Consider the following 19,311-nt stretch of genomic DNA (forward strand, 5'->3'; position numbering starts at 1 on the left):
GTGTAACGTTTTGAAAAAGTAGTGAATGTTTTTTAAGAAGTGGTCTTGCCAATTTCGTGTGAAACTTGGTATTATTACTAGGTATTAAATTTTTGTTGGAATAATATTTTTACAGGAGTTTCGATTTATTATAAAGAAATATAAATTGGAATGTTTAAAAAATTTATCGTAAGATGGAAATAGTAAATATTTCTATTAGTTAATGAAATATATTTTCTAATAGAATACATCGTATTTTTACAGTCAATCTAGTTTTCGTGACGAGAATCTGTAAAAACGGGACAAACAAGAGTATGGGAGTGGATTTTACATGTTTAAAATTCAAGAAGTTCGCGAATTAATTAAATTAATTGATAGCTCTAATATTGATGAATTTGAATACAAAAAAGACGGTACAACAATCAAAATGAAAAAGCGTGGTAATGAAGTTGTTGCTGTGCAAGCACCTGCAGCAAAACAAGCTATGCAACCAGTAGCGCCTGTTGAAGTTGAAACGAAAGTAGCAGCAGCACAAGCAGAAGCGCCAAAACAAGAAGAGAAGAAGGTTGTTCAAAATGAAAACCTACATAAAATCACATCACCGATGGTAGGTACATTCTATTCTTCTTCTTCGCCTGATACACCTCCATATGTAAGTGTTGGGGATAGAGTATCGAAAGATTCTATCGTATGTATTGTCGAGGCTATGAAGTTATTTAACGAAATTGATGCTGATGTAGAGGGCGAAATTGTTGAAATTCTTGTTAATAACGGACAGCTTGTTGAGTATGGACAACCGCTATTTCTTGTAAAAGCGTAATAAGGGAGTCTTTGTGATGATAAAAAAAGTATTAATAGCCAATCGTGGGGAAATTGCTGTACGAATTATTCGTGCTTGTAAAGAAATGGATATTGAAACAGTTGCAATTTATTCAGAAGCAGATAAAGAGTCACTTCACGTACAGATTGCAGACGAGGCGTATTGTGTAGGACCAACGATTTCGAAAGAAAGCTATTTAAATTTGACAAACATTATTAGCGTTGCGAAGTTAACAGGCTGCGATGCTATTCATCCGGGATACGGATTTTTAGCAGAGAATGCAGATTTCGCAGAGTTATGCCGTGAATGTAACTTGATTTTTATCGGTCCAAGTCCAGAAGCTATTTCAAAGATGGGCACAAAAGACGTTGCTCGTGATACAATGAAAGAAGCAGGGGTTCCGATTGTACCAGGTTCACAAGGGATTATTAAAAATACCGAAGAAGCGATCGAGCTTGCTAATCAAATTGGATATCCAGTTACTATTAAAGCGACTGCAGGTGGCGGTGGAAAAGGTATTCGTGTTGCACGCCATGAAGAAGAGCTTATAAAAGGAATTCAAATTACACAGCAAGAAGCTAGTACCGCTTTTGGGAACCCTGGTGTATACTTAGAAAAGTACGTTGAAGATTTCCGCCATGTTGAGATTCAAATAATGGCAGATACACACGGAAATGCCATTCATTTAGGAGAGCGTGATTGTACAATTCAGCGCCGTTTGCAAAAACTATTAGAAGAAAGTCCATCACCTGCACTTGATGAAGATATTCGCAAGCAGATGGGTGAAGCGGCAGTTAAAGCGGCGGTAGCGGTTGATTATACAGGTGCTGGTACGGTTGAGTTTATTTATGAATATAAAACGAAAACCTTTTATTTCATGGAGATGAATACGAGAATTCAGGTTGAGCATCCGGTTACTGAAATGGTAACGGGAATGGACTTAATTAAAGAGCAAATTCTTGTTGCTTCAGGAGAAAAGTTATCGTTACAGCAAGAAGAAGTACAATTTAATGGTTGGGCAATTGAATGTCGAATTAATGCGGAAAACCCTGCCAAAAAATTTATGCCATCTCCAGGTAAAGTAGAAATGTACTTACCACCAGGAGGATTTGGTATTCGCGTCGATTCAGCTGTATATCCGGGATATTCAATCCCACCTTTCTATGATTCGATGGTTGCTAAATTAATTGTTCACGGAAAAACACGTGAAGAGGCAATTGCAAAAATGAAGCGCGCACTTAGTGAATTTGTCATTGAAGGCGTACATACAACAATCCCGTTCCATTTGCAATTGCTAGATCATCCTGATTTTGTAAAAGGTGAGTTTAATACGAAATTTTTGGAAGAGCATGAACTTGTGACGCAGTGATACATTAAAGGAGGTTTTTTTCATGGCTGAACATATGTTAGATATGGGTCAAGATACAACTCTTGGTAAAGTAGAAATTGCACCAGAAGTAATTGAAGTAATTGCAGGTATTGCAGCTGCTGAAGTAGAAGGTGTAGCGGCAATGCGCGGTAATTTTGCTACAGATGTTGTTGAGAAGTTAGGTAAGAAAAATCATGGTAAAGGTGTAAAGGTTGAATTAGCAAACGAAGATATTATCGTTGACCTCTATGTTGTAATGTATTTTGGTGTAGCAATTCCAGTTGTTGCACAAAAGATTCAAGACAATATTCGCCAAGCACTCTTTACAATGACAGGACTTGAGCCAAAAGAAGTGAATGTTCACATCGTTGGCGTAACATTCGAAACACAAAAAACAGAAATCGAACCAGTGTAAGAATGAAAAGGTGCCTAGTAACATAGGCATCTTTTTTATCGTTTCATTTCTTCACAAATTACAACCCTCTAATTATTATACTATTTCAAAAAATAAGAAATAAACAAGAAAATGTGTCGTTTTTCCAAAAAACGTACATTGTGATAAGATATGGAACTTGAAGTTAATCTTTTTATTATTTTTCAGCCTTGTAACCCGTGTGTGAAACGATAAATTGTGTTATTATCATTGTATTATAAGGTTGGAAAATCAATGAAAACTGTAAGAGTAAGTGAATTGACGGCTTATAAATTATAATAATATAACAAAGTATAAGGAAAGACTTGAAGCATAAAGGAGAGTTACAATGAAACGTAGGACGGCTAGAGAAAGAGCAATGCAAGCATTATACCAAATGGATATTACAGGTGAATTAGAACCGAAAGTAGCAGTGGAAAACACGCTGGATGAAGGCGAAGAAACAAATGAGTTTCTAGAGTCACTTGTAGTAGGTTTTGTAGAAAATAAAGAAGCAATCGATGAAGCGATTCGTCAAAACTTAAAAAAGTGGAAGCTTGAGCGTATTAGTATTGTTGATCGCAGTATTTTACGTGTAGCTGTGTATGAAATGAAGTACATGGAAGAAATTCCACACAACGTAACAATTAACGAAGCAATTGAAATTGCAAAAACATTTGGGGATGAGGAATCTCGTCGTTTTATTAACGGCGTTTTATCTAATATAAAAGATACACTGTAAATTCTTTAAGGGGGAATCTTAAAATGGTAGCAGTAATCATCAAAGGAAATGAAGTTGCGGAGAAAAAACGAGCACAATTAACAGAAGAAGTTGTGAAGTTGAAAGAGCAAGGTATTGTACCAGGATTAGCAGTTATTTTAGTTGGAGAAGATCCAGCATCTCGTTCTTATGTGAAAGGAAAAGAAAAAGGCTGTGAACAAGTAGGGATTTACTCAGAGCTAATTGAACTTCCTGAAACAATTACTGAGGAACGTTTGCTTGCTGAAATCGATCGCTTAAATGGAGATGACCGTATTAATGGCATATTAGTGCAATTACCTTTACCAAAACATATTGAAGAAAAAGCTATCATTGAAAGAATTTCACCAGAAAAGGATGTAGACGGATTTCACCCAATCAGCGTGGGACGTATGATGACGGGACAAGATACATTCCTTCCATGTACACCGCATGGTATTGTAGAATTAGTAAAAGAAACAAATCTTGATATTTCTGGAAAACATGTAGTAGTAATTGGAAGAAGTAATATTGTCGGTAAACCAGTGGGACAATTGTTTTTAAATGAAAATGCCACTGTAACATATTGTCATTCTAAGACGCAAAATATGAAAGAGTTATCGAAGTTAGCTGATATTTTAATCGTAGCTGTTGGACGACCTAAAATGATAACAGCGGATTATATTAAAGAAGGAGCGGTTGTAATTGACGTTGGTGTTAACCGTTTAGAAACAGGAAAACTTTGTGGTGATGTTGACTTTGACAACGTGTTAGATGTTGCGGGTTACATTACACCTGTGCCAAAGGGTGTTGGTCCAATGACAATCACAATGCTTCTTCATAATACTGTTGAATCTGCCAAACGTGCAGGTGTCGTTTGTAAATAATTTGAGTCGGCTATGAGGAGAGAGAAATGGAGAAGCAATATTTAACCGTTACAGCGTTAACACGCTATATAAAAACAAAAATAGAATATGATCCGCATTTGCAGTCTGTTTGGTTAAAAGGTGAAATTTCCAACTTTAAAAATCATAGCCGTGGCCACATGTATTTTACATTGAAAGATGAAAATGCAAGAATCGCAGCGGTTATGTTTGCGGGCCATAATCGTAATATTAAATTCAAACCTGAAAATGGGATGAAGGTACTCGTGAAAGGGAAAATCTCTGTTTACGAGGCGAGTGGTTCTTATCAAATTTATATTCAAGACATGCAGCCTGACGGAGTCGGGAATTTACATTTAGCGTACGAACAGTTAAAAGTTCGTTTAGAAGAAGAAGGACTTTTTTCTCAAGTTTATAAAAAAGCGATTCCTCCTTACGCTAAAACAATAGGTGTGATTACGTCGCCAACAGGAGCAGCGATTCGTGATATTATAACAACGATTAAACGTCGTTATCCAATTGGGAATGTTATTGTATTTCCGGTACTTGTACAAGGGGAGTCAGCGGCTCCCTCGATTGTACAAGCGATTCGTACAGCGAATGAAATGGGAGAGATAGATGTACTAATCGTTGGTCGTGGTGGAGGTTCTATTGAGGAATTATGGGCTTTCAATGAGGAAATGGTTGCAAGAGCAATCTTTAAGAGTGAAATTCCTATTATTTCGGCAGTAGGCCATGAAACGGATTTTACAATCGCAGATTTTGTTGCAGATTTACGCGCGCCAACACCGACTGCAGCAGCTGAGCTGGCAGCACCTAACATTATAGAGTTACAAGAAAAGGTATTACAAAGAACTCTGAGATTGCAAAGAGCAATGAGAGAGTTAGTACATAAAAAAGAAGAAAAACTACAAGTGTTGCAAAAATCGTATGCGTTCCGTTATCCAAGACAAGTATATGAGCAAAAGGAAGAGCAATTAGATAGAGCGCTAGAACAGCTTGTTTTAGCGAAAGAGCGCTATATTGATAAAAAGGTGAATCAGTTAAAGCAACTTTCATTTTATTTAGAGAAGCACCACCCATCTCAAAAAATTATGCAAACGAAGGTAGCTGTTGAAACGTTGCAAAAGCAATTACAACGTGAAATGCAAACGTTACTTCAAACGAAAGAATTTGCCTTTGTAAGAGCTGCTCAAAAACTTGAAGCGTTAAGTCCGCTTAAAGTAATGATGAGAGGGTACGGGCTTGTATATGATGAAGAGAAGCAAGTGTTAAAAAGTGTGAAAGATGTAAGCCTTGGAGATGCTGTTTCAGTTCAATTACAAGATGGAATACTAGATTGTAGCGTATCAGGCATAGAGGAGCGTGAATTGAATAATGGAAAATAAATTAAGCTTTGAAGAGGCAATTTCGCAACTTGAGCATCTTGTTTCTAAGCTAGAACAAGGTGACGTACCTTTAGAAGAAGCGATTTCTTATTTTAAAGAAGGTATGGAATTATCTAAGCTTTGTGATGAGAAGCTGAAGAATGTACAAGAACAAATGGCAGTTATTCTTGGGGAAGATGGAGAGCTTGAACCGTTTACTGCTTTAGGAGATGAAGCATAGTGACGATTGCTTTTGATACTTTTTTGAAAGAAAGTAAAACTTTCGTAGAAGAAAAACTTGTAAGCTATGCAAATGAATTACAATGTCCAAATGTACTTCGTGAAGCGATGGCATATTCTTTGGAAGCGGGTGGAAAACGTCTCCGCCCGTTACTTTTGTTTGCAACATTACAAGCGTTTGGGAAAGAAAGAAATCTTGGAGTAGGTGCAGCTTGTGCTCTTGAAATGATTCATACATATTCATTAGTTCATGATGATTTACCTTGTATGGATGATGATGATTTAAGAAGAGGAAAGCCCACAAATCACAAAGTATTTGGTGAAGCGATGGCAGTTTTAGCAGGAGATGGCTTATTGACGTATGCTTTTCAAGTTATTATGGCATATGAGCAAAAAGAAATTTCTGCCGAAAAAAAAGTAAGACTTGTACTTGAACTTGCAAAAGCAGCAGGACCAGAAGGAATGGTTGGCGGACAAGTGGCAGATATGGAAGCTGAAGGGAAACGCCTTACGATTGATGAATTGGAGTACATCCATAAACATAAGACCGGAAAACTGCTTGAATTTGCTGTACTTGCGGGTGCGATACTTTCTGATGCGACAGAAGAGCAAGAAGAAAAGTTGCTTACGTTTGCCAAATATATCGGTCTAGCTTTCCAAATTCGAGATGATATTTTAGATGTCGAAGGAACTGAAGAAGAGATTGGAAAACCGATTGGTAGCGATCTTTCTAATGAAAAGAGCACATATACAACGTTGTTTACTGTAGATAGAGCAAAAGATATTTTAGAAGAAACAATTGCAGAAGCAAAAGGTGCGATTAGTTCCTTGCAATTACAAGATGAATATTTACTATCTATTTGTGATTTGATTGCAAAACGTAATAACTAATATAACAGCGTTTTCATTTGTTGAGTCATTCATCATTTTATGATATAAATGTAGGAAAAGGTTTTTCTTTTCTTGTTATTGGCAAAAATATATGTAGATTACATTGCCGTTATCACTTCGTGTTAGCGGCTATTTTTTTCATCGCCTAAAGAAATATGGTTTATAATAGGATTAGGGCGCAATAGACTGGTTAATAGCGGGACAAGACGAAAAATAGAAAAGAGAATTTCTTGTTTTGTGTAAATGTTTTTATAATATTTGACATGTTGACAGATTATGAAATGAAAGTGAGTGATCCATGTGGATCTAACGCAAATTCAAAACCCTAGTTTTTTGAAAGATATGTCTATCAGTGAACTAGAGGGATTGAGTGAGGATATTCGTAAGTTTTTAATTGAAGAGCTCTCTCAAACAGGTGGACATATTGCACCTAATTTAGGTGTAGTAGAACTCACAATTGCTCTGCACAAATTATTTGATAGCCCGCAAGATAAATTTTTATGGGATGTAGGACATCAATCCTATGTACATAAAATTTTAACTGGACGTGCGAAAGAGTTTGGTACATTAAGGCAATATCAAGGTCTATGTGGTTTCCCGAAACGTTGCGAGAGTGAGCACGATGTATGGGAAACTGGTCATAGCTCGACTTCGTTATCGGCTGCAATGGGAATGGCTCTGGCACGTGATTTAAAGAAAACGAAAGAATATGTTATACCAATTATTGGAGATGGTGCTTTAACAGGCGGAATGGCTTTAGAGGCATTGAACCATATTGGACATGAAAAAACAGACATGATTGTTATTTTGAATGATAATGAAATGTCAATTGCACCAAACGTTGGTGCGCTTCATAATGTGCTCGGTCGTTTACGTACCGCAGGAAAATATCACTGGGTAAAAGATGAATTAGAGTATATATTAAAGAAAATCCCAGCAGTTGGCGGGAAAGTGGCTGCGACAGCAGAGAAAATAAAAGATAGTCTTAAATATTTACTAGTATCTGGTGTCTTTTTCGAAGAGTTAGGCTTTACATATTTAGGTCCAGTCGATGGGCATGATTATGAAAAGTTATTCGAAACGTTGCAATATGCAAAGAAAACAAAAGGCCCAGTGCTTGTTCACGTTATTACGAAAAAAGGAAAAGGTTATAAACCGGCTGAGAGTGACGTTATTGGAACTTGGCATGGAACAGGACCTTATAAAATTGAATCAGGTGACTTCGTTAAGCCGAAAGAAGTTGCACCAGCATGGAGTGCTGTCGTTAGTGAAACAGTACTTAAGCTAGCGAGAGCGGATGAGCGTATCGTAGCAATTACACCTGCAATGCCTGTTGGATCAAAACTTGAGAAATTCCAAAAAGAATTCCCAGATCGTATGATTGATGTAGGTATTGCAGAACAGCATGCTACAACAATGGCAGCAGGTATGGCAACGCAAGGAATGAAGCCATTCTTAGCAATTTATTCAACATTTTTACAAAGAGCATATGACCAAGTTGTTCATGATATATGCCGCCAAAATTTAAATGTTTTCATCGGAATAGATCGCTCGGGATTAGTAGGAGCAGATGGTGAAACGCATCAAGGCGTATTTGATATCTCATTCTTACGTCACTTGCCGAATATGGTGCTTATGATGCCGAAAGATGAAAATGAAGGGCAACATTTAGTTTATACGGCGATGCAATATGAAGATGGACCAATCGCATTGCGTTATGCTCGCGGTAATGGACTTGGCGTTCATATGGATAAAGAATTAAAGGCGATTCCAATTGGTACGTGGGAGACGTTAAAAGAGGGTACACAAGCAGCTATTTTAACGTTTGGTACGACAATACCAATGGCAATGGAAGCAGCTGAGCGTCTTGAAAAAGCTGGGGTTTCAGTGAAAGTAGTGAATGCTCGCTTTATTAAACCAATGGATGAAGCATATTTACATGATCTTCTAGGAAAGAATATACCGATTTTAACGATTGAAGAAGCTTGTTTAATCGGTGGTTTTGGAACAGGAGTAGTTGAATTTGCATCTGAAAATGGTTACCATAGTGCATTAGTTGAACGAATGGGTATTCCAGACCGCTTCATAGAGCACGGAAGTGTAACAAAATTATTAGAAGAAATTGGTTTAACGACAGATGCTGTTATAGACCGTATTCATACAATGATTCCATCAAAACAAAAAAGGGCGTAACAAATGAGCGTAAAAAAAGAAAGAGTAGATGTACTATTAGTAGAGCGAGGACTTATAGAAACGCGTGAGAAAGCAAAGCGCGCCATTATGGCCGGACTCGTATATGCAAATGAGATGAGACTTGATAAGCCAGGAGAGAAAATCTCGCAAGATACTGAGATTACGGTGAAGGGACAAGTTATGCCGTATGTAAGTCGTGGTGGTTATAAACTTGAAAAGGCATTAGAGACATTTCATCTTGATTTACAAGATAAAGTTATGATAGATATTGGTTCATCAACTGGTGGCTTTACAGATTGCGCGCTTCAAAATGGAGCGAAATTATCTTATGCATTAGATGTAGGATACAATCAACTAGCGTGGAAATTACGTCAAGATGAGCGTGTTGTTGTAATGGAACGAACAAACTTCCGTTACGTGACACCAGCAGACTTAGAACGTGGTTTACCTCAATTTGCAAGTATTGATGTTTCATTTATATCATTAAAGCTTATACTGCCAGTTTTAAAAACAATGCTTATGCCTAACGGAGATGTAGCAGCGTTAATTAAACCGCAGTTTGAAGCTGGAAGAGAGCAAGTTGGGAAAAAAGGTATCGTTCGCGATAGAAAAGTACATGAAGCTGTTGTAGAAATGATTGTCGAGTTTGCTTTAAAAGAAGGCTATGATGTGGAAGGTTTAACATTCTCACCAATTACGGGTGGGGATGGTAATATTGAATTTTTAATTCATCTGAAATGGCATGGTGAACGTGAGAATGGCGAAAATCATTCTCCGATTTCTATAGAGCAAGTTGTTACAGAAGCGCATGACGTTCTAAAACAAAAAGGGAAAGGGGAATAACATATGTTGTTCCTCTTTTTGCTGTAATTGTATAATGATTGTAAAAACAATTGTGTACAAGAAACGAATTATAAGTTAACATAAATAAGTGAAGTATACCAATGTTTAAACTATGGTAAGAGATAGTGTGAGGTGCAAATGTATGAACAAAGGTCAGCGCCATATTAAAATCAGGGAAATTATTGCAAACAAAGAAATTGAAACACAAGATGAATTAGTTGATATTTTACGTAATGAGGGATTTAATGTAACGCAAGCAACAGTATCGCGCGATATTAAAGAACTGCACTTAGTGAAGGTGCCATTACATGATGGGCGCTATAAATATAGCTTGCCAGCAGATCAACGATTTAACCCGTTACAAAAATTAAAACGAAATCTAGTGGATTCATTTGTAAAATTAGACACGGCAGGACATATGCTTGTGCTAAAAACATTGCCTGGTAACGCTCATTCACTTGGAGCACTTATTGATCATTTAGAGTGGGATGAGATCATCGGAACCATCTGTGGTGATGATACTTGCTTAATTATTTGCCGTACACCTGACGATACAGGTGTTGTCTCTGATCGTTTCTTAAATATGCTGTAACAAAAAATCTTGTTTGCTTTCCATCGTAAAGTGGAAAGTGAACAAGATATTTTTATTGGTTAAAAATATGAATTTTCAATTGTAATATAATATTTTGTTTGCATAAAGTTAAAAAATAGATGGATTGACCCGTAAAACAAATGTTTGGTACAATGAAGCGGGTTAGAAGAGTATATACATACAAATATATAGCATGATTATTTGAATGAAGAACTGAGAAAATCCTTTAGTAAGGGATTATTTTATAACGAGGTGAATGGGGCATTGTTATCGGAATTATCGATTAGAAACTTTGCTATTATTGAAGCATTAAATATTTCTTTTCAAAAAGGTTTAACGGTTTTAAGCGGTGAAACAGGGGCCGGAAAATCGATTATTATTGATGCAATTAGTTTACTTGTAGGTGGCCGTGGGTCAGCAGAATTTGTTCGATATGGAACAGAAAAGGCTGAGATTGAAGGGCTATTTTATGTTGAAGATGAGAAGCATCCATGTATTGAAAAGGCAGAAGAGTTAGATATAGAAATAGAAGATGGTATGATTATTTTAAAGCGTGATATTGCTGCGAACGGGAAGAGTGTATGTCGTGTAAATGGGAAGCTTGTTACACTTAGCATATTAAAAGAAATTGGGAAAACACTTGTTGATATTCATGGACAGCACGAAACGCAAGATTTAATGAATGAAGAACGACATCTGTTTATGCTTGATCACTTTGATGGGGATCGAATCGTTAAACAATTAGACATATATCAAAACGTATACGCTGACTATGAAAAATTAAAAAAACAATTGAAATCGTTAAGTGAAAATGAGCAACAAATGGCACATCGCTTAGATTTAATTCAATTTCAGCACGAGGAAATTCGCAAGGCGGATTTAAAGATGGATGAAGAAAATGAATTAACTGAGGAACGATTGCAAATTTCTAATTTTGAAAAGATTTATAAAGCGTTAGGTGATGCATATCGTTCTTTAAGTGCCGACGGACAAGGATTAGATAATGTAAGAAGTGCAATGGGGCAAATGGAAAGTATTACACATTTAGATGAAGTGTATCAAGAGAATCATGATTCAATTGCAAATAGCTATTACTTATTAGAAGAGGTTGCCTATCAACTGAGGGAAAAGCTCGATATGATGGAATATGATCCAAATCGTTTAGATGAAATCGAAACACGTTTGAATGAAATTCGTATGCTAAAGAGAAAATATGGAAATAATGTAGAAGAGATTTTAGCGTATGCTGATAAAATTGAACAGGAAATTTTTACGATTGAAAATAAAGACGTTCATATTGAAACGACGAAGAAACAGTTGAAGGAATTAGAAAGTGTTATTATGAAAGAAGCAACGTTGTTAAGTAATATGCGTCATGAGCTTGCAGAACACCTTACAAATGCAATTCATCAGGAATTAAAAGAATTATATATGGAAAAAACGAAATTTGAAGTGAGAATTATGAAGAGAGAAGGAAATGCAGAAGAGCCCCTTGTGGAAGGTGCGCCGGTAAGACTTACGGCGGATGGTTACGATCATGTGGAATTTTATATTTCAACGAACCCAGGAGAGCCGCTAAAACCACTTTCAAAGGTTGCTTCTGGCGGAGAGTTATCTCGTATCATTTTAGCTTTAAAAAGCATTTTTTCTAAGCATCAAGGGGTTGCATCTGTTATTTTTGATGAAGTGGATACGGGTGTAAGTGGCCGGGTCGCACAGGCTATTGCGGAAAAAATTTATCGAGTATCAGTAAACTCGCAAGTACTTTGTATTACGCACTTACCTCAAGTAGCTTCAATGGCGGATTCACATTTATTTATTCGAAAACAAGTAGCGAATGATCGGACAATTACATCAGTTACTGTTTTAACTATGGAGGATAAAGTAACAGAAATAGCTCGAATGATTTCTGGTGTGGAAATCACAGATTTAACGACAGAGCATGCGAAAGAATTACTTACGCAAGCGCATCATTTTAAACAGACAGCAGAGGCTATCCAGTAATGGATAGCTTTTTTTCTCAAATGACGATTTCTTAATTTTTCCGGTTATAAATAAAGCACTGCAAGGAGAGATTAAAAAGTGAAGCCAAGAGGCTGAATGTGGGGTAGGAGCGAGGAGAGTGAACAAGTTGAAATTAGAAAAACTTCGAAAAATAATAGGTCTTTGTCTCCTTGTTTCTTTAGTTTTTATTGGATGTTTTAAACCGCTTCGAACGTTTATTTCATCACCGAAACAACTTGTTGTTTTTGAAGGGCAACAATCAGAAATATCATCATTACCAGTTTTCAAAGCTTCATCCACAAATCGTCATGTATTTACAGTGAGTTCGAATGAACAAAAACAAGGACTTATGGTAAATTCTCATCAAAATGGTGAAGCTGATATGGTATTTCAGCTTGCTGGTTTTCCAGTGAAAAAAGTAAATGTGAAAGTGTTAAAAGATTTTAAAGTGATTCCAGGTGGACAATCAATTGGTGTGAAATTAAATACAAAAGGTGTACTTGTTGTAGGCCATCATTTAATTCAAACTGAAAAAGGTAAAATATCTCCTGGTGAAACAGCAGGTGTACAAATTGGAGATATGATTACTGAAATTAATGGTAAAACAATTGAAAGAATGAGTGATGTAGCACCGTTTATTCATAATAGTGGAGAAACAGGTGAACCGCTTAATCTTGTATTGTTAAGAGATGGAAAATATATTCGTACGAAGCTAACTCCACAAAAAGACAACGGTGAATCGTCTTATCGAATTGGCTTGTATATCCGTGATTCGGCAGCTGGAATTGGAACGATGACATTTGTTCATCCAGATTCTATGAAATATGGGGCACTTGGTCATGTTATTTCTGATAATGATACGAAAAAGCCGATTCAAGTCGAAGATGGACAAATTATGCGCTCGACAGTTACATCAATTGAAAGAGGTAGTCATGGGAATCCAGGGGAGAAATTAGCAAGATTCTCACCAGACCGTGAAGTGATTGGCAATATTACAATTAATAGTCCATATGGTATTTTTGGAAAATTAAATACGAATATGAAAAACGGTATAATGGATAAAGCAATGCCTATCGCATTATCTCATCAAGTAAAAGAAGGACCGGCAAAAATATTAACAGTTATTGATCAAGATAAAGTAGAAGCGTTTGATATTGAAGTTGTTAGTACAGTGCAGCAAAAATTCCCAGCCACAAAGGGTATGGTAATAAAAGTAACAGATAAACGTCTATTAGCGAAAACGGGCGGTATCGTACAAGGAATGAGCGGAAGTCCAATTGTACAAAATGGAAAAGTAATTGGTGCTGTTACGCATGTATTTGTAAATGATCCAACATCAGGATATGGTGTTCATATTGAATGGATGTTACATCAAGCTGGAATTAATATTTATGATCAAGAGAAAAAAGCGAGCTAATATATATTATTAGCTCGCTTTTTCTGTTGAAAAATTCGTTGAAATTTTGTAAAAGCTCCGCAAGAGGTGTTTTTTGTTGTAAAATAAAAGGAAAGGGTTGAACGTTTCGTTGTATTTCTATGATGGAATGTGTTGCGAAAGGGAATAAATGAACGATAAACATATTTTTTTGTGATTTTATCGGAAAGTAAGAAACTTTAAAAGGGAATTTTCACACAATTGTCGAACAATTCATGTAGCCTAGAAGGATACACATGTCGGAGAATCGATTCGGTAAGGGAGGAAAAGCTGTGGAGAAAATTAAAGTATGTCTTGTGGATGATAATAAAGAACTAGTATCAATGTTAGAGAGCTATGTAGCCGCTCAAGATGATATGGAAGTAATCGGTACTGCTTATAATGGTCAAGAGTGTTTAAACTTATTAACAGATAAGCAACCTGATGTACTCGTTTTAGACATTATTATGCCACACTTAGATGGTTTAGCTGTATTGGAGAAAATGCGACATATTGAAAGGTTAAAACAGCCTAGCGTAATTATGTTGACAGCATTTGGCCAAGAAGATGTGACGAAAAAAGCAGTTGACTTAGGTGCCTCATATTTCATATTAAAACCATTTGATATGGAGAATTTAACGAGTCATATTCGTCAAGTGAGTGGTAAAGCAAACACTATGATTAAGCGTCCACTACCATCATTCCGATCAGCCACAACAGTAGATGGAAAACCGAAAAACTTAGATGCGAGTATTACGAGTATCATTCATGAAATTGGTGTACCCGCTCATATTAAAGGATATATGTATTTACGAGAAGCAATCTCCATGGTATACAATGATATCGAATTATTAGGATCGATTACGAAAGTATTGTATCCAGATATCGCAAAGAAATATAATACAACAGCAAGCCGTGTGGAGCGCGCAATTCGTCACGCAATTGAAGTAGCTTGGAGCCGTGGGAATATTGATTCTATTTCGTCCTTATTCGGTTATACAGTATCCATGTCAAAAGCAAAACCTACGAATTCTGAGTTTATCGCAATGGTTGCGGATAAGCTGAGACTTGAACATAAAGCTAGTTGAGAGTAAAAGTAGTAAGGGATTTAAGTTTTAGTAAAGCTTAATAATTCTTGAAATTGATACTCGATATCAAATTTAAAACCAATGAACTTTTTATTTAAAGACCAATGAATGTTATAATTCGTTGGTCTTTTTATTTTGTTGGGAAAAAGAGATTATTTGATAGTATGGAAAATAAAACCTATTTTTAGTAATATTACATGTAAGTGAGTTTTTTATAAGGCAATAAAATAGATATAGATAGGGAGAAGGGGAATGGAAAATAAAATTTCAACTTGGCTAGGAATAGTAGCAGCTATGGGAGTTCTTGCTATTGCAGTTACATTTGGAATGTTAGAACTTGCAGATAATCCCGTAGATAAAGAAGTGAGTGCTCAAATAGATAAAAAAGAAGACCAAACAATAGTAGGTAGAGAGGTAGATGGGGTCTTTGTTGATGTGTATGTTACTGAAAATTCTACTGAAAGCGAAGTCATTACAGCGATGCATCGCATGACTCATCAAAAAGTGGTGGCAGAACGAAAATCGGGCTCTATCCCAATGATTCAAAGTAATACTAAAAAATTAAAAGAAATTATAAATAAGAGTAGCTTTGCGAAGAAAAATGAACTTTTAGCAATTGCTGATAGATGGGCGAAAAAAGATTTTAGTAAAATTGTAGAAGATCACAATTATTTCTCAGATGCTCAAGAAGATAGCGTTTGTAAAGCAACTAGAGCAATGGATGCGTTAGAAGAGCAACATTATATTTTAACTACATTCGGGGAGGAAAAAGCGAAAGAACTATACGAATCAGGGGATGCTCCGCACGTTCAATAAAAAACAATATAAAGGGCTTCTAGTTTTTTTATGATCGTGTTTTTAGGACGCAATGGGGACTTATAAATAAATGGTCTGCTTTCTTTATGACGTGTAACAAAAAAGAAAAGATGTGATTCATTATTAAATGATGAAGGAACGGCTAAATCACATCGTAGTACATCTGTTAAAGGATTTTAGTAGGAAAGGCATCCGTGATATAATAGAAAATAATAAAAAGTCCTGCAAAACAGGACTGTATTATTCTTCGTCTTTATTTTGTTTTTCTAATTCAACTAGTTTTTGAATTAAAATGTGCTGCGGCATATGCATGAGTTGTTCAAGTGGAACACCTAGTGCTTTTGATAAGCGGACTGCAGTATCTGGAGAGATTTGTAATGGTCTCATAGAAGTACCTCCTTTTTCGTATAGTATAGCATAAGATTGGGGGAGTGAGGATGACTCTTATATTTGCACATCGTGGTGCGGCTGGAACGTACCCAGAAAATACAATGATTTCATTTGAAGCAGCTGAGTCTTTTAGAGCGGATGGAATTGAACTTGATGTTCAATTAACGAAAGATGGAAAAGTTGTCGTCATTCACGATGAAACGGTGGACCGGACAACAAATGGAAAAGGTGCGGTTCGGAATTATGTATATGAGGACTTATGCAAGTTAGATGCAAGTTATAAATTTGGTGATAAAGTAGGTTTTTGTAAAATACCACTTTTAGAAGAGGTATTAGAATGGCTTGAACAAACGAGTTTGCTACTTAATATTGAACTTAAAAATAATAAAATTCCATACAGAGGTTTAGAGGAAGAAGTTATAACGCTTGTACGGAAATTTAGTCTAGAGGATCGTGTTATATTTTCTTCGTTTAATCACTACAGTATGAAACGGTGCCATATGATGGCTCCTGATATTCAAACAGCAATTTTATATCGCGAAGGTTTGCATAGTCCGTGGGCATACGCGAAAAAAATGGGGGCTACAGCAGTACATCCGAATTATCGTTATCTTCAAGATGCTATTGCCGAACTAACGATGGAAAGTGGTGTAGAAGTTCGCCCTTATACAATTAATGAAGAAACGCTTATGCGTAAATATTTTGATATGAATATATCGGCGATTATTACTGATTACCCTGAAACGGCAAGAACGTTATTGCCAATAAAAAAATGAGACCACGTGTAACGGTCTCATTTTTTTATTTATAAATAGTGGGGCATTCCTATCTTCTAAAGCGAGCTTGTACTTTATTTCGTTTGCGATCTCGGTGCAAGACGAAGCCACCAAAGATATAAAACCCGAGCGCGAAGCAGAGAGCGCCGATTAAAAATTGTAACCACAGTATGGAAATTGGTGGAAATAGAATCCCAAATACAGTATCTCTCATTAACTTTATACCAAACACAGCTAATGAAATAGGGATGAGTGCTAATAGTAGAGCAACGTAACGCTGCATACATAACGCTCCTTTTCAGATTATTTCGTATATTTTAATGATGTTATACGGAAAGGGGGTTTGTCAAGAGGGTGCTGAACGAGTAAGATAAGGGTGTGAAAAAAATTGCAGAGTTACTTCGAGAGGAAGTGTAATATATGAAACAAAAAGTATTAATTGTTGGTGCAGGTGAAGGCGGGAGCGCGCTGCTGAATCTGTTACAAAGTTCGAATATATTTCAAATTATAGGGATTATTGATATAAATCCGTTGGCAAAAGGACTACAAATTGCTAAGGAATACGGGATTGCAATTGGAGAAAGTGTAACTCCATTTCTTTCTATGCATATCGATGTAATATTTGATATGACAGGTGAAGATGATGTACATAAAGTTTTATTAGAAAAAAAGAAAAAAGACACTCTTCTTATACCAGGTGATATCGCAAAAATTGTTACAGGATTAGCGCATGAGAAGGAAGAGCTAATTGGGCGGTTAGAGGAACAGACGCAACAAGGAGAATTAATTTTAAATTCTACACATGACGGCATGATTGTAATTGATCGAGAGGGACAAGTTCGTCTTTTTAATAAAAGTGCAGAGCGTATTATCGGATATAAAAAAGAAGAGGCGATAGGAAAGTATATTTTAGAAGTCATTCCAACTAGTAAATTACTTCGCATTATACGTACGAAACAAATAGAAGTAAATTATGAACTGACATTAGAGAATGGAAAGAAAATTATTACAACGCGTATTCCAATATTAAAAGAAGGAGGAGAGGTACAAGGGGCATTTGCAATTTTTAAAGATATAACAGAAGTTGTAGATCTTGCGGAAGAAGTTACAGACTTAAAAGAAATTCAAACACTATTAGAGGCGATTATTAACTCATCTGAAGAAGCGATTTCGGTTGTGGATGAAAAAGGAAGAGGTTTAGTCATTAACCCAGCATATACGAAATTAACGGGTTTAACAGAAGAAGATATTATTGGGAAGCCTGCTACAACTGATATTGTAGAAGGCGAAAGTATGCATATGAAAGTACTTCGAACGCGTCGTGCGGTGCGCGGAATACATATGAAGATTGGACAAAAAAAGCGAGATGTAATTGTAAACGTAGCACCAGTTATTGTGGATGGAATATTGAAAGGAAGCGTCGGTGTTATCCGTGACGTGTCGGAAATTCAAAAATTAACAAATGAATTGAATAGAGCAAGGCAAATTATTCGTACATTAGAAGCGAAATATTCATTTGATGATATTGTCGGAAATTCAGATGAAACAACGGCAGCTATCGAACAGGCGAAGCTAGGAGCGAATACACCAGCAACAGTACTGTTACGCGGGGAATCTGGGACTGGTAAAGAATTGTTTGCACATGCAATCCATAATGGAAGTAATCGAAAATACAATAAGTTCGTCCGTGTAAACTGTGCGGCCATTTCGGAGACGTTGTTAGAAAGTGAATTATTTGGTTATGAGGAAGGGGCGTTTTCTGGAGCGAAAAGAGGCGGGAAACGTGGGTTCTTTGAGGAAGCGAATAACGGTAGTATTTTTTTAGATGAAATAGGGGAGTTGTCTGCAAATACACAAGCGAAACTCCTTCGTGTATTGCAGGAAAAAGAAATTGTAAAAGTTGGTGGAACGAAAGCGATACCTATTAATGTTCGCGTAATTGCAGCGACACATGTGAATTTAGAAAAGGCTATTCTAGAAGGGAAGTTTAGGGAGGATTTATATTATCGATTAAATAAAATTCCAATTCAAATTCCATCTCTTCGTCAACGTAAAGGAGATATACCGACAATTGCGGACAGATTGATTCAAAAAATTAATCAAGATTACGGTCGTAATGTAGAAGGGCTCACTGATTCAGCCGTTTTATATTTACAATCATACGAATGGCCAGGAAATGTGAAGGAACTTGAAAATATTTTGGGGAGAGCTATTATCTTTATGAATTATAACGAGACCTATATTGATGTACACCATTTACCGCCATTACATAACGAAGAGCAGGTGGAGTCAAAGCAATCTCATTTATTACCTGAATTAGAAGAAAAGCCACTTGAACATTTAGTGACAGAGTTTGAAGGGAATATTATTTATGAATATTTGGAGAGATTTGATGGGAATAAAACACAAACTGCGAAAGCGTTAGGAATTTCCGTTCGAAATTTATATTACAAGCTAGAAAAGTATGACTATGCAAAAAATACCATGCAATAAA

General features: G+C 36.3%; 19 protein-coding genes. 17 read left to right on the forward strand and 2 right to left on the reverse strand.

What is annotated here, in order from left to right; all coding sequences use genetic code 11:
- Positions 1-310: 310 nt before the first annotated feature.
- The 15 genes from accB to MR169_RS08465 all read left to right on the forward strand — a co-directional run bounded on the left by accB (position 311) and on the right by MR169_RS08465 (position 15,651).
- On the forward strand, positions 311-799 hold the full coding sequence (accB, locus tag MR169_RS08395) for an acetyl-CoA carboxylase biotin carboxyl carrier protein (protein ID WP_000472861.1): 489 nt from the start codon (positions 311-313) through the stop codon (positions 797-799).
- A gap of 16 nt (positions 800-815) precedes the next feature.
- A complete protein-coding gene (gene accC, locus MR169_RS08400; protein WP_242319255.1) occupies positions 816-2,168 on the forward strand; it encodes an acetyl-CoA carboxylase biotin carboxylase subunit in 1,353 nt (450 codons plus the stop codon).
- A gap of 22 nt (positions 2,169-2,190) precedes the next feature.
- Positions 2,191-2,583 carry an Asp23/Gls24 family envelope stress response protein gene (locus MR169_RS08405; RefSeq protein WP_000807630.1) on the forward strand — a complete coding sequence of 131 codons (393 nt, stop codon included), beginning with the start codon at positions 2,191-2,193 and terminating at the stop codon, positions 2,581-2,583.
- A gap of 346 nt (positions 2,584-2,929) precedes the next feature.
- On the forward strand, positions 2,930-3,322 hold the full coding sequence (gene nusB, locus MR169_RS08410; protein WP_000830247.1) for a N utilization substance protein NusB: 393 nt from the start codon (positions 2,930-2,932) through the stop codon (positions 3,320-3,322).
- Between the two features lie 23 nt (positions 3,323-3,345).
- Positions 3,346-4,206, forward strand: coding sequence for a bifunctional methylenetetrahydrofolate dehydrogenase/methenyltetrahydrofolate cyclohydrolase FolD (gene folD, locus MR169_RS08415; RefSeq protein ID WP_000226732.1), 861 nt, complete (start codon positions 3,346-3,348; stop codon positions 4,204-4,206).
- Between the two features lie 26 nt (positions 4,207-4,232).
- Positions 4,233-5,591, forward strand: coding sequence for an exodeoxyribonuclease VII large subunit (xseA, locus tag MR169_RS08420; protein WP_000415249.1), 1,359 nt, complete (start codon positions 4,233-4,235; stop codon positions 5,589-5,591).
- Entirely contained in the window at positions 5,581-5,811 is a 231-nt protein-coding gene (gene xseB, locus MR169_RS08425; RefSeq protein ID WP_000428423.1) for an exodeoxyribonuclease VII small subunit, read from the forward strand. Before xseA ends, xseB begins: the two co-directional genes overlap by 11 nt.
- Complete coding sequence (gene ispA / locus MR169_RS08430) at positions 5,811-6,701, forward strand: (2E,6E)-farnesyl diphosphate synthase (RefSeq protein ID WP_000150374.1); 891 nt, start codon at positions 5,811-5,813, stop codon at positions 6,699-6,701. The genes xseB and ispA overlap by 1 nt, the downstream gene beginning before the upstream one ends.
- Positions 6,702-7,001: 300 nt before the next feature.
- Positions 7,002-8,894, forward strand: coding sequence for a 1-deoxy-D-xylulose-5-phosphate synthase (dxs, locus tag MR169_RS08435; RefSeq protein ID WP_000366453.1), 1,893 nt, complete (start codon positions 7,002-7,004; stop codon positions 8,892-8,894).
- 3 nt (positions 8,895-8,897) lie between these two features.
- Positions 8,898-9,737, forward strand: coding sequence for a TlyA family RNA methyltransferase (locus tag MR169_RS08440; RefSeq protein ID WP_000111874.1), 840 nt, complete (start codon positions 8,898-8,900; stop codon positions 9,735-9,737).
- 142 nt (positions 9,738-9,879) lie between these two features.
- The gene (gene argR, locus MR169_RS08445) at positions 9,880-10,329 is read left to right on the forward strand and encodes an arginine repressor ArgR (protein WP_001032580.1); all 450 of its coding nucleotides are present in this window, start codon (positions 9,880-9,882) and stop codon (positions 10,327-10,329) included.
- 264 nt (positions 10,330-10,593) lie between these two features.
- The gene (recN, locus tag MR169_RS08450; protein ID WP_000947765.1) at positions 10,594-12,333 is read left to right on the forward strand and encodes a DNA repair protein RecN; all 1,740 of its coding nucleotides are present in this window, start codon (positions 10,594-10,596) and stop codon (positions 12,331-12,333) included.
- A 118-nt stretch (positions 12,334-12,451) separates the two neighbouring features.
- Positions 12,452-13,750: a SpoIVB peptidase gene (gene spoIVB / locus MR169_RS08455; protein WP_242319256.1), complete on the forward strand. Its 1,299-nt coding sequence runs from the start codon at positions 12,452-12,454 to the stop codon at positions 13,748-13,750.
- 290 nt (positions 13,751-14,040) lie between these two features.
- A complete protein-coding gene (spo0A, locus tag MR169_RS08460; protein ID WP_021727703.1) occupies positions 14,041-14,835 on the forward strand; it encodes a sporulation transcription factor Spo0A in 795 nt (264 codons plus the stop codon).
- 252 nt (positions 14,836-15,087) lie between these two features.
- Positions 15,088-15,651: a PRK06770 family protein gene (locus tag MR169_RS08465; RefSeq protein ID WP_000428232.1), complete on the forward strand. Its 564-nt coding sequence runs from the start codon at positions 15,088-15,090 to the stop codon at positions 15,649-15,651.
- Between the two features lie 240 nt (positions 15,652-15,891).
- Here the strand turns inward: MR169_RS08465 and MR169_RS08470 are convergent, their stop codons facing one another.
- Positions 15,892-16,038, reverse strand: coding sequence for a YycC family protein (locus tag MR169_RS08470; protein WP_001247671.1), 147 nt, complete (start codon positions 16,036-16,038; stop codon positions 15,892-15,894).
- A gap of 50 nt (positions 16,039-16,088) precedes the next feature.
- On the opposite strand from MR169_RS08470, the gene MR169_RS08475 reads away from it, so the two are divergent.
- The gene (locus tag MR169_RS08475; protein ID WP_000172580.1) at positions 16,089-16,817 is read left to right on the forward strand and encodes a glycerophosphodiester phosphodiesterase; all 729 of its coding nucleotides are present in this window, start codon (positions 16,089-16,091) and stop codon (positions 16,815-16,817) included.
- Between the two features lie 49 nt (positions 16,818-16,866).
- Here the strand turns inward: MR169_RS08475 and MR169_RS08480 are convergent, their stop codons facing one another.
- On the reverse strand, positions 16,867-17,100 hold the full coding sequence (locus tag MR169_RS08480; protein WP_001190210.1) for a DUF2627 domain-containing protein: 234 nt from the start codon (positions 17,098-17,100) through the stop codon (positions 16,867-16,869).
- Between the two features lie 137 nt (positions 17,101-17,237).
- Between MR169_RS08480 and MR169_RS08485 the strand changes: the two genes are divergently transcribed.
- Complete coding sequence (locus MR169_RS08485; RefSeq protein ID WP_242319257.1) at positions 17,238-19,310, forward strand: sigma 54-interacting transcriptional regulator; 2,073 nt, start codon at positions 17,238-17,240, stop codon at positions 19,308-19,310.
- Position 19,311: the final 1 nt, after the last annotated feature.

It is taken from the genome of Bacillus cereus group sp. BfR-BA-01349 (genome assembly GCF_022663795.1).
GTDB classification, from domain to species: domain Bacteria; phylum Bacillota; class Bacilli; order Bacillales; family Bacillaceae_G; genus Bacillus_A; species Bacillus_A cereus.